9 protein-coding genes and 1 pseudogene are annotated in these 11987 nt (G+C 60.6%); 4 read left to right on the top strand and 6 right to left on the bottom strand.

The window, feature by feature from the left end:
• The first annotated feature begins 93 nt into the window (after positions 1-93).
• Both galE and ACFVTG_RS18240 read left to right on the top strand, forming a co-directional pair.
• On the top strand, positions 94-1107 hold the full coding sequence (gene galE, locus ACFVTG_RS18245) for a UDP-glucose 4-epimerase GalE (protein ID WP_390282280.1): 1014 nt from the start codon (positions 94-96) through the stop codon (positions 1105-1107).
• Between the two features lie 195 nt (positions 1108-1302).
• On the top strand, positions 1303-1500 hold the full coding sequence (locus ACFVTG_RS18240; RefSeq protein ID WP_390282279.1) for a hypothetical protein: 198 nt from the start codon (positions 1303-1305) through the stop codon (positions 1498-1500).
• A 322-nt stretch (positions 1501-1822) separates the two neighbouring features.
• Here ACFVTG_RS18240 and ACFVTG_RS18235 read toward each other — a convergent pair whose 3' ends face one another.
• The 5 genes from ACFVTG_RS18235 to hutH all read right to left on the bottom strand — a co-directional run bounded on the left by ACFVTG_RS18235 (position 1823) and on the right by hutH (position 7633).
• Positions 1823-2899 (bottom strand): glycine betaine ABC transporter substrate-binding protein, encoded by a 1077-nt coding sequence (locus tag ACFVTG_RS18235; RefSeq protein WP_390282277.1) that lies wholly within the window; start codon positions 2897-2899, stop codon positions 1823-1825.
• 363 nt (positions 2900-3262) lie between these two features.
• Positions 3263-4066: an amino acid ABC transporter ATP-binding protein gene (locus ACFVTG_RS18230; protein WP_390282276.1), complete on the bottom strand. Its 804-nt coding sequence runs from the start codon at positions 4064-4066 to the stop codon at positions 3263-3265.
• Between the two features lie 5 nt (positions 4067-4071).
• Entirely contained in the window at positions 4072-5007 is a 936-nt protein-coding gene (locus ACFVTG_RS18225; protein ID WP_390282396.1) for an amino acid ABC transporter permease, read from the bottom strand.
• A gap of 35 nt (positions 5008-5042) precedes the next feature.
• A complete protein-coding gene (locus ACFVTG_RS18220) occupies positions 5043-5972 on the bottom strand; it encodes an ABC transporter substrate-binding protein (protein WP_390282275.1) in 930 nt (309 codons plus the stop codon).
• Positions 5973-6073: 101 nt separating this feature from the next.
• Positions 6074-7633: a histidine ammonia-lyase gene (hutH, locus tag ACFVTG_RS18215; protein WP_390282274.1), complete on the bottom strand. Its 1560-nt coding sequence runs from the start codon at positions 7631-7633 to the stop codon at positions 6074-6076.
• Positions 7634-8067: 434 nt separating this feature from the next.
• Between hutH and ACFVTG_RS18210 the strand changes: the two genes are divergently transcribed.
• Together ACFVTG_RS18210 and ACFVTG_RS18205 are read left to right on the top strand one after the other, a co-directional pair.
• Positions 8068-9273 carry a PucR family transcriptional regulator gene (locus ACFVTG_RS18210; RefSeq protein WP_390282272.1) on the top strand — a complete coding sequence of 402 codons (1206 nt, stop codon included), beginning with the start codon at positions 8068-8070 and terminating at the stop codon, positions 9271-9273.
• A gap of 101 nt (positions 9274-9374) precedes the next feature.
• Positions 9375-9545: pseudogene (locus ACFVTG_RS18205) on the top strand (LacI family DNA-binding transcriptional regulator); the annotation flags it as partial.
• A 402-nt stretch (positions 9546-9947) separates the two neighbouring features.
• On the opposite strand, the gene ACFVTG_RS18200 reads toward ACFVTG_RS18205, so the two are convergent.
• Entirely contained in the window at positions 9948-11348 is a 1401-nt protein-coding gene (locus ACFVTG_RS18200; protein WP_390282271.1) for an RICIN domain-containing protein, read from the bottom strand.
• Positions 11349-11987: the final 639 nt, after the last annotated feature.

The raw sequence follows: 11987 nt of genomic DNA, 5'->3' as shown, positions 1-11987 counted from the left end.
GCGGCGATTCCCACGACCCACTGCCAACTCCGGGTCCGCAAACCGCCCGAAAGCCGCCTCGAACGCTCGAAACAACAACGAAGAAGTAAGCTCATGAGAATTCTTGTCACGGGTGGCACCGGTTATATCGGTTCCCACACCGTCCTGTCCTTGTTGGAAACCGGGCACGAAGTGGTCGTGGTGGACAACCTCGTGAATTCAAGCGAAGAATCCCTGCGCCGCGTCGGTGAACTGGCGGGAAAGACCGCGGCGTTCCATCAGGTGGATCTGGTGGATGAGCCCGCGGTTGAGGCCGTGTTCGACCGGCATCAGATCGACGCCGTCATCCACTTCGCCGGGCTCAAGGCGGTGGGCGAATCCGTGCAGGAACCCCTGAATTACTACTACAACAACATCGTGGGCACGCTGAACCTGCTCCGGGCCATGGACAAGCACGGGGTCCGTTCGATCGTTTTCAGTTCCTCGGCAACGGTGTACGGCGAGCACAACCCGATCCCCTACGTCGAGAAGATGGAGATCGGGGCGAACAACCCCTACGGCCGCACCAAGGAACAGATCGAGGACATCCTCACGGACCTCGGCGCCGCGGACGAGCGCTGGCACATCGCCTTGTTGCGCTACTTCAACCCGGTGGGCGCACATTCGTCCGGCAGGATCGGCGAGGACCCGCAGGGCATCCCGAACAACCTGGTCCCGTACATCGCCCAGGTTGCCGTCGGCCGCCGCGAAAAGCTCATGGTCTTCGGTGGAGACTACGACACCCCGGACGGCACCTGCCTGCGGGACTACATCCACGTGGTCGACCTCGCCGATGGCCACGTCGCCGCGCTCGACTACGTTGCGGAACGCCCCGGCGTGCACCGCTGGAACCTCGGCTCAGGGAAGGGCACGTCCGTACTGGAGATGCTCCACGCCTTCGAGCAAGCCGTGGGCCACGCGCTGCCGTACGAGATCACGGGACGCCGCGCCGGAGACCTGCCCGCATTCTGGGCCGACGCCTCCTCCGCCCTGGCGGATCTCAGCTGGTCCACGACCAAGACCGTGGACCAAATGTGCGAAGACCACTGGCGCTGGCAGAAGAACAACCCCCTCGGCTACAGCTCTTAAAAGCAACGCGGGGTCACTTACGGCCCATGATGTCCCTCGGGACGGGCTGTAAGTGACCCCGCGTTGGCTGCGCCGGGAGGGATTAGATCGCCGGGTAGTCGCGCTGCCGCCAAGCTTGCCCAGGATCTCGCGTGCCGTCGCCTCCACTACGGTCGCGCACGACGCTCTGGTCGTGGTGGTGAGGCCGTTGCACCCATGGGCTCGGAGGCGTACGCCGGTGTGGCGGTGCTCAGTGAGCTCGCGGTCGCGGCCGAACTCGCCACCGACCAGCTGATCGCGGTGGCCGTCGAGGGCCTCGACCTGACCCGGACGCTGCGGGCGGTCTGGCTGCCGGAACGGCGGCCGGACGGGTTCGGCGCCGAGCTGGTGCGAATCGCGAAGGAGGCCGGCTAAAGGAAGGCCGGCCGGGCTGGCGTGCCTCGTCGGGTTTGGGTTCCAGCGTGTTGAAAAAAGAAGGAGTGGAACCGGGTCCCCACCCGGTTCCACTCCGGTCCGCACGGATGCGGGCTGTCCCAAGACCAAGGCCAACTGCCCATCAGTCAGAACGGAACTACAAGACACCGATCAAACTTCCCGCAGGACCATCCCTTGGCCACGCAACGGCACCAGCATCGTTGAACCCGACCCATGGGTGTCGGCAGGGCTCTCACTGCTGACAAAGGAGTGAGTCCGCCCTAGCGGCTCGACTCTTACCCGCACGGGACGCCCTACGAATTCAGCGTGCCGGTTTCCCAAGGTCGCTCACCTTGGTCAGCCCGTAACGATTGGCGGTTTCCTTGGTGACGACAATGCCGTTCTGGTCCTGGGCAGGCGCAGGATTCAGTGCAAGGAGACCTGAGCTCTTCAACATCTTGGCAAGGGCGTCGTGTGCCTCCGCGGTGTCCGAGATCCCCGGAGCATCATGATCAAGGTAACCCAGGAGGCTACCGACATACTCCGGGAACAGCCCGATCTGGCCGCTCGTGATCATCGGAAAGTAGGTATTCCGATTGCCGATGGCTAGCTTGAGCTCGACCGGGAAGCCCGCCCCGCGGAGCGCCTGACCGTACAGCTGGGCCAAGGTCGAGCTCGATTCGAAGTTGGCCGATCCGACGACGATGGTCGGTCCCGTACGTGGAGCGGCGGCGGAGGAACCTGCCAGCCCCTTGTCACGAAGGAAGGCTGCGGCCGCGGCCTCGGACGTCGTGCCGGTCATCACTTGTCCGTTCAATTTCGTCAGTGCCTCGTTAGACAGAACCGCGCTAACCGCATCGATGGTGGCGGCCAAGTCCTTGCCATGGGCGGCAGCGAGGGCTCCACCGAGGACCGGGGTGACGTTTTCGGCGGGCTGAAGGTGATGGTCATCTTTCAATAGGACGAAATCTCCGGTGGACAGCCGAGGGTCTGTGGTGAATAAGACACCGCCATCGATCTTGCCCGACTGAAGCGCTGCCGCCGTCTTGGCACCACCGGGATCAGTCACGATGAACTGTTTGAACTTGAGACCATATGTCTTCTCGAGCCCAGCCAGGCAGTACCGCTCGGTCGGGCATTCCGTGCCCGACCCGAACACGAGCTTGCTTGCCAGCGTGGGGCTCGTACCTTCGGTTGCAATGGAGCTTGTGGAAGAGGTTGGGGCGGTGTTGCCGCCCTCGTTCGCTCCGCACGCGGCCATGACAACCACCAACGGCGCGAGGAGCAAGGCGAGTGGCCGGAATCGGCGGGCGTGCCGCCGACCGATGCTCATCAACGGGGCACCGGCCCCGGTTCCGCGCGCCGGCCCAGGGGCCTTCTGGTCCGTGAATTCGCTCATGAAAATACCCTTCTATGGTTGAAAAAGTGAGGTGTATGGGGATTCAAAAGGCGCTGGACAGTGACTTCAACGACTCCGCCCGGTCGCCAAAGTCCGGTGTGCCCTGATGAAACGATGCCCTGATGGTGGCTCTAAGAGCGTGCCGGACTCCAGAAGAGGCTATGTCGTGAGTCTGGCACCTTGAGTCGATGCCTGAAGCAGGGCGACTTGGTCCCGCCGCGCCCTAAATCATCGTTCGAGTGCAGCCTTGCGAATCACCGAGTGTTCTGGAATCCGGGCAGCTGTAACCACCTGAGCGGGCGTCATTGCGTTCGCGTTGTCTGCTATCAACGGATCGGTAGCGTTCGCAGTTAGTGCCCTAGGTCAAAGCACTCTTCCCAGGAATTCCTTGGTGCGGGCGTGCTGCGGGTTGGCGATGATTTCGCGGGGGTCACCGGATTCCACCACCACACCTCCGTCCATGAAGGTCAGGCGGTCGCCGACTTCGCGGGCGAAGCCGATCTCGTGTGTCACCACGATCATGGTCATGCCGGACTTGGCCAGGTCCTTCATCACGTTGAGCACGTCGCCCACGAGTTCGGGGTCAAGTGCGGAGGTGGGCTCGTCGAAGAGCATCAGCTCCGGTTCCATGGCCAGGGCCCGGGCGACCGCGACGCGTTGCTGCTGGCCGCCGGAAAGCTGGGCCGGGTAGTGGTTGGCGCGGTCCGCCAGGCCCACCCGGTCCAACAATTCGAGGGCGGCCTTCTTGGCGTCGCTCTTGGATTTGCCCTTGACCTGCACGGGCGCTTCCATGACGTTGTACAGGGCGGTCTTGTGCGGGAACAGGTTGAAGCGTTGGAAGACCATGCCGATTTCCCGGCGCTGCGCGGCGATCTCCCTGACCTTCAGGTCGTGGAGGCGCCCGTTGACTTCGCGGTAGCCGATCAGCTGGTCGCCCACGGAGATGCGGCCGGCGCTGATGGTTTCGAGAAGGTTCACGCAGCGGAGCATCGTTGACTTGCCGGAACCGGACGGCCCGATGACAACGGACACCTCGCCCTGGTTTACAGTGAGGTCGATGCCGCGGAGCACGTGATGGGGACCGAAGTACTTGTGGAGGCCTTCGATCCGCACCAGCGGTTTCCGGGTGGTGATGGATGCCTGCTTTTTCAGCGAATCGTTCCTCATGGACCTCATTTCTCGCCCCCTTCTTTCGGAATGCTGGTGGGCGTGGTGTTTGTCGCGGTCATTGTCTGGGCTGCTTTCACCGGCGCGGGAACCAGGTTATCCACACCCTTGCCAAAGTGTCGTTCAATATAGTGCTGGCCCACCATCAGGAGGCTGGTGATGGACAGGTACCAGATTGCTGCCACGATCAGGAGCGGGATGGGTAGGTAGGTCCGGTTGGCGATGCCGTTCGTGACGAATGTCAGGTCAAGGGTGAATGGAACGGCCAGAACCAGCGACGTAGTTTTGAGCATGCCGATGGTTTCGTTGCCGGTGGGCGGGACGATGATGCGCATGGCCTGGGGCAGGATGATGCGCCACATGATCTTGGACTTCCGCATGCCAAGCGCTTCGGCGGCTTCCATCTGGCCGTTGTCCACGGCCCTCAGGCCTGCCCGGAAGATCTCGGCCAGATAGGCCGATTCGTTCAGTCCGAGGCCAAGCACGGCAGCAACGCCGGCGTTGATGAGGTCCTGGGTGGTGAGGAGGAACAGCTCGGGGCCGAAGGGGACTCCCACGCTGATCTTTGGGTAGAGCGTGGAGATCAGGCCCCAGAACACGAGTTGGGTGTAAACGGGGGTGCCTCGGAAAAACCAGACCCAGAACCAACTGGCGTAGCGGAACAGCGGGTTGTCCGACTGGCGCATGAATGCCAGCAGGATGGCTAGAAGAATCGCCAGGATCATGGACAGGACCGTCAGCAACAAAGTCCACCCAATGCCCTGAACAACCAGGGTGTCAAGGATATACGAGCCGACTATGTCCCAATGGAAGTTCACATTGGTGACCAGACTCTGTGCGACGAGAGTAAGGAACAACAGAATAATGGTGGCGCCAGCCCACCGCCCGGGGTGACGAACCGGAACCGCGTTGATAGGTTGAGGTTCGGCCCGCTTAAGAATCGGGGGGCGAAGGGTGGCGACTGTTTCGGGAAGATTCAATGTGCTGCCGCCGGATTCACTTCGGCCTTGGTGATGGCTCCCTCGGAGTTGTTCCAGGTGTCAAGTATTTTCTTGTAGGTTCCGTCGCCAATCAGTTTGTTCATTGCCTGGCTGATTAGATCGGCCAGGGCCAGGTCGTTCTTGGCCACCGCAATGCCTTGCCGCGCGTCATCGTATTCATTGCCGACGGTTTCCAACCGGTCACCGGTCTGTGAAAGTGCATAACGGATGATGGGAGAGTCGGCGCTCATCGCGTCAATGCCTCCGTTCATCAAGCGGGTGGTGATATCCGTCTGGGTCTTCAGGGTGACGACGTTAATAGGCGGTTTGCCAGCATCGGTGCACTTCTTGGACCGGCCGGAGATGTCGGGATTTTCTTGAGTGGTGCCGGTCTGCACGCCAACAGACTTCCCGCAGACATCGTCGAGGGAAAACTTCTTGGGGTTGCCCTTCTGTACCGCCCACAGGGTGCCGGCGTTGAAGTAGCTAACAAAGTTGACAGCTTCAAGCCTCTCGGGGGTGATTCCGAAAGATGAGATACCTAAATCATATTTGGGGCCCAAGGCAGGCAGGATGCTGGTGAACTCAGCGGTCTGGACCTTGACGTTCAGGCCTAAGGTGGAGCCGATGGCCTTCGCCAGGTCAACGTCGTACCCTTGGGGCGTCTGACCGTCCGGGCCACCGAGGAATTCGGCTGGCGCATACGACGTATCTGAGCCAAAAGTCAAAACTCCTTTGCTTCTGATCGAGGCCGGAACGGCGTTGGCGAGTGTGTCATCCTTCGCCACGGTTGCGGGATCAAAACTGGCCATTCCGCTGGGGGTTCCGTTGCCTTGTTGGGAGGCGGTGGTGCAGCCTGTCAGGGTCAGCGCCGCGCAGGCGATGACTGTGATGAGACTAATGGGAAATTTGTGGTGGATCGGCATGGTTTGCCCTTTGTAGTGGGAATTGGGGATCAGTAGAACGTATTTCAGGACCGTCGGCCCCGCGGATGCCTGAAGGCGGACCGGGGTCCATGTCGGCGAAGTCAGAATGCGAGCTCGCCAACGTTCTCCTCCACGATGCGGAGGATCTGGCCGTCAAACAGGAGGCGTTCAATTCGCTCGATGTCGTCGCCGAAGAAGCGGTCGGATACCGCCGTCGGGACCTCTTTTCGGATCGCTGCTTGGATGGCCTGGACAACTGGTGAGCTCGCCAGGCCATCCCCCAGTTCGCTGGCCTGAACCGCGCACATGAGTTCTATCGCCAATACGTAACGCAGTTTCCCCGCGGCCGTATAGGCCTGCATGGCTGCCAGGTAGGCGTTGCTGACCGGATCCTCTTGGTTAGCGCTCGTGGGCACCGAATCGATCGAAGCGGGAAGGCTTAAGGCCTTCATCTCCATGTACAGGGCCGCGGCCGTGTATTGAGCGATCATGTATCCGTTGTTCAGGCCAGGGTTTGGGGCGAGGAACGCCGGAAGCTCGCTGAACGCGCTATTGAGCATTCGGTCGGTTCGCCGCTCGGAGACCTTGGCGATAACGGTCATCGCCATACTGAGAAGATCTGACTGAAGACCTGCAAACGTGCTGTCGAAGTTGGCTCCCATCAGTGCCGTGCCATCCTGTCCTTCCGGGATGATGACCGGGTTGTCGCCAACCGAATGCAGTTCATCCCGGATCACAGCGACGGCGTCCTTGATGGCCCTTTTGGCGGCGCCGTGAATCTGGGGGATGCCTCGAAGACTGTAGGTGTCCTGCACGCGGTAGTCAGCTCGCGCCTCTGTTTCAGCGCTGCCAGCGAGTACTTTGCGGACGTTGGCGGCGACCGCTTGTTGCTCCGGATGCTTTTTCATGGCGTGTAGGCGCGGGTCGAATGCCTTGATGGTCCCTTTAAGAGCCTCCAGTGACATTGCGGCGATCAGGTCCGAGACGGTGGCGGCGCGCACTGCATCGTAAGCGGTCAATACAGCGATGGCAGTGACGGAATGGGTGCCGTTGGTCAGGCACAATCCTTCCTTACAGCCAAGCGCGACGGGTTCGAGGTTTGCGGCCCGCAGACCGTCTGCGCTTGAAACAACCTCGCCCGCGACCCACACTCGTCCCTCCCCGATCAGCACCATGGCCATGTGTGCTTCGACCGCCAGATAGCCAACCGACCCGTCACCCGGAACGTAAGGGGTGATGTTGTGGTTCAGAAGGTCGCGGATGAGGGCCAGCGTGCCGATGCTGATGCCAGAAAAGCCTTGACCCAGCCCAACAAGCATCATCAGTTGAACGCCCCGGACAATTTCTTCAGGCAGGGGTTGGCCCACGGATACCGCGTGCGATAAGACTATGTTGCGCTGAAGAGCTTCGGCGTCTTCAGGGGCGATTACCTCCGTGACGTTGTCTCCGAAGCCGGTAGTGACACCGTAGATAAGCCGGTTTTCCTGCAGAAATTTCTCAATCAAGGTACGGGACCGGCGTACGCGGCCGTCATATTCGGCGGAAAATTCTATGCGTGCTCTGTAACGGGCAACCGCAACAAATTCTTCAATGGTGATCGGGTCGGACCCCAGTGTAACCAGAGATATTTCCTGGGCGTTTTTCGTGAGCGTATTGATCATGGGCTGTCCTCATGCTGAGCCGGAAACGGAGGCGTAAACAGGTCTGTTGACTTTGGTGCTGGCCGTGCCGTGTCCGAATATGTTGGGAAACTTCTCTTCTGCCAAGCCTCGGCTGAAGACCGCGGGACTGACATCGAAGGAAGAAAAATGATGGCGTTCCTCTATCTTCCTCGCGGACCGAGAGCTTTTCGACGTGCAAATGTCGGAGGCTGGAGGCCAATTTCTGACATCAGTACAAGCCTGCGCAAGAGGTCAGGCCGGAACGCCACCCGACGACCAGCTGTAGCCAGGAAGTGCCCTTTCGACCCTGCTGGCGGCCACTGATTGGTCTTTCCGTTTACTGGATTCATAACGCGCGGGAAAGCATAGGATGTACAACATCTAACCCCGATTGGTCCCATTCGTCTCTGGACGAGGCGGAGGAGAATTTGAGTATGGTCAGTGCGCTCCAGAATCTCGTTGACTCGCTCGGTCATACACTCCAAAGGTCAATCGCTGTAGACGATGCCGAGATCCGTCTAATCGTGTACAGCAGCCATTACGGCGATGAAGATCGCGCCCGCACCCAATCCCTTGTCGAACGACGGGTGACCGGCCGCATGCTTGAGTACCTGACCGGACACGGGATCAAATCTTGGCGCGAACCCAAATACATGGATGGAGACGAAACACTTGGACTGAAGCGAAGACTCGTTCTTCCGCTCTGGTCCCGCCATCAGTTGCTCGGCTACGTATGGATAATCGCCGAAACGGACCTCAACCCCGAGGAGATGGCTGCATCCATCGAAACCTCTACGCACATAGCCGATGTTCTCTCCCAGCTCGCAGAGCATGAAAGGCAAGAGGAACGGCAACGAGAGACGCTCGCCCGTAGCCTCGTCGCAGAAGATATCGATTCGCGAGACAACGCGAGCAGGAAATTGAATGGTCTCGGTCTTTTCACAAAAACCCGCTACTTCACGGCAGTGCTTATAGTTCCGGCTCAAGGAAGCCCCTCATCGCCATCTCAAGCGGAGCCATTCAGCCGAGACGAAGTGAACCGTGTCATGGCTCCGAGATTGAGGGAGACCTACCTCTTTGCTCCCGTCAGCGACGGAGCGCTTGTTGTGCTGGGAAGTGAAAAGGTGTTGAGGCAGGCTGCCGCAGAGGCCATGGCACGTGACATCCAAAAGCAGGTGAGCCTTCTCCGGGGTAGCGAAGGTGGAAACGCCTGGGTGATTGGAGTCGGGGCTCCTGCTAATGGCCTTGGGTCCGTCCACATTTCATTTAGACAAGCCGTGGCCGCTGCCAAGACGGCAAAGGCTGAAGGTCTTGGCGTCGGTGTATGGTCTTCTCTGGGCCCGGCAACCCTCCTGGCGGCTCTGCACGTTGAAAAGCTAGACGTCGATATCGTCCCCGAAGAGTTACGCAGACTTTCAACTGCATACTCTCCCGAGACGCTCCGACTAGTCGAAGTCTTTCTCGATACCGCGGGCAGCGCCGCGAGGACCGCCGAGGTTCTACACATGCATAGAACCACCGTCTATTACCAGCTGGGCCAATTTCAGCAGTCGTCGGGGCTGAAACTAGACGATGGGAGCACGAGGTTCTTGCTCCATCTCTGGTTCAAAATACAGCGGCTAACGACACTCTGGCAGTGACAAGCTGGTGGCGCAGCCGACCCATCTGACCGCCTCCCGGACAGAGATCCTGGCCCAGGCGGAGAAATTGTGGAGGCCCGCCCTCCTCACGGGCTTCAGGTGTTTCCGCCCAGACGGTCTCCCGCGTCCTCAGCAACCATCCCAACTTTCGTCAGGACACCTTGCACCATGTGGTCCAGGCGCTCGAAGAACTCGGATACCGGCGCAAGAATTCCGCTAGGGTCCACGGGAATCCGACTATGCAGTCAACTTGGTCACAGCACCCAGCTTGACCATGGAGGGCCGGACCCGGGACCTCACCGCACGGATTCCGACAGTGGCCTTCGACGGTTCGTTCGGGATGGCGGAAGCGTGGCACCCAACTGGCCCCGGCCTGACGCTGAACCGCATCGCTCGAGGATCGTCGAAGGAGGACGGCAAGAAACTCCGACGCCCATTAGGCGACCACAATGGCAATCCCTCCCGGTACGGCGTGAACTGCTCCCGGAGGATGGATTAGATTTCTCCGTCCACCTTCCGGGAGCAGTTCTGGTCGCCGGGCCCCTCTCCCGTGAGGGGAAACTATGGTTGCAGCGGCAACAGCGGCGGGGCGCAGTTGGAAATCAGTGACCCGGTCGAAACGATCTGGATTGCGCCGGATGTTGCCTGGCCATTTGCCGCCTTATGGGTTGCGTTCAGTTGCGTCTCCATTGTTGGTTGGTTCCGCCATTGCACGTCCAGACCTTCACTGAAGTGCCGTTCGCGGTGTTTTGGTTTGTGACGTCGAGACAGAGACCGGAGGATCTGGACACGATGGTTCCGTCGGGGTTCGTGGTCCATTGTTGGTTGGTTCCGCCGTTGCAACCCCAGATGCCCACGCTCGATCCGGGAGCGGTCGCGTTGTTGAGGAGATCAAGGCACTTGCTGCCACCGTAAATGCGGAGCTCGCCCGCTGCCGTCGCGTTCCACTGCTGGTTGGCGCCGCCGTTGCAGTCCCAGATGTCTTCCAGGATCCCGTTGGCCGTGGAACCGCCCGGGACGTCAAGGCAACGACCCGAACCGATACCGACCAGCGCACCAACGGCCGTGTAGGTTATGGCGGCACCCTGGGGGGACCAGGTGCCGGCGGCGGCGTCCAGGCTCCAGCTGTCGTACCAGTTGAGCTTGGCCGTGGTGCCGTCGAGCTCGATGGGCAGCCAGACGGGCGGTGAGTGGAAGAGGTCGTCGGCTTGCCAGCGGTCACCGACGTACATGTAGCTGGTGCCCTGCGTGCCGGTTACCGGGACGATGGTGGAGAGCTGTGAGTTGAAGGTCTGGGAACCAGCGGGGGCGAAGTTGCTGAAGCTGGTCCACGGCCCGGCGGGGGAGGTCGCGGTGGCGTAGACGTTGTCGTTGGTGGACCAGCCGGTAAGCTGGGAGCCGAACAGCATGTAGCGGCCGTTGACCTTCACCATGGCCGGTGCCTCGTAGTCGCCGACGAGGGCGGTGCTGCTCACGACGGACAGGTAGTCTGCGGAGAGCTTGTCGATGCGTAGGCCGTTGGCACGGTCCTCGGTGAGCAGGTAGGCGGTGCCGTCGTCGTCCTTGAACAGACCCATGTCTCGGCTCTGGAAGCCGAGCGGCCGGAAACTGCCGTGGTAGGCGTAGGGGCCGCACGGGGTGGGGCTGGTGGCGACTCCGACGCGGGCTTCCTGGTACCCAGGGTCGTCGGCGTGGAAATACATGACGTATTGGTGGGTGGTGTCGTTGTAGATGATCTTGGGACGTTCGACCACCCGGTTCGGTCCGAGGTCGCCACTGGCCTGCAGGGTCAGGGAGTGTCCCTCGTAGTGCCAGCTGGTGAGGTCCTTGGAGGAGTAACAGGAGACCGCGGTGAAGGTCTGGCCCGCCTCCTTGTCCTCGCCGACCATGTAGTAGGTGTCGCCCACCTTGGTGATCCCGGCGCCGTGTGCCTGGACCATGCGGCCGGTGTCGTCGCTCAAGGCCGCGCCTGTGACGATGGCGGCGGGCGCCGCAAGGGCGTTCCCCATCGGGACGAGTGCGGTGAGGCCGGCCAATAAGACGGAGCTGAGCGCCTTGCGATATCGAAACATCATTGTTCCTCATTTCAATCGGATCACACTGAACGGTAGGTGACCGGGCCAGAAGTGGTGCTTCGGCTGCGTCCTTTTCGCGGGGGGGCGGCGAGTGACCAGAGCAGCCGAATCAGGCAGAGCCCCGCAGGGAAACCTTCACTGATCCGACACCTTGAACGAACTCTCACATAAAAAAACATGATTCGAACGAACTCACTCATAAGAGAACACGCCACGCGGATTGTCAAGACCTTTCGTCAAAACTAAGCTCGTCAGTCGCTGCTTGAACGGGCGGGAATCAAGGCGGAACCTGCGGAAGATCGGCAAGGTGCAGCCTTGCCGCCGACTCGCCGTGGACCTGGAAGCCGGAAGAGTCGGCGTCGTCGGTTAATGTGCGGGCAGGACCCCACCCTCCTCGTTCGAGTTTTGCACTTCCGCTATCCAAAATATTGTTACTTTTACCCAAGATATTGTTACTTTTAGTTCTTTCATGTTCTCTTTTGAGCGGTTATAGTCGAGTTCTACGTGAGACAACTCACAGGCACCACGCTTTCAAGGGAGAGAAATGGCAGCGCAACTTGACCCGTTCCAGTCGGCCCACAATGCTGGCCCTGGACGCCGCACCATCCTGAAAACGCTCGGAATCAGTGCCGCGGGGCT

The sequence above is a fragment of the Arthrobacter sp. NPDC058127 genome, assembly GCF_042884555.1.
Taxonomy (GTDB): domain Bacteria; phylum Actinomycetota; class Actinomycetes; order Actinomycetales; family Micrococcaceae; genus Arthrobacter.
Note: the sequence above shows the minus strand (reverse complement) of the source record. Positions and strands in the feature narration are given on the sequence as shown.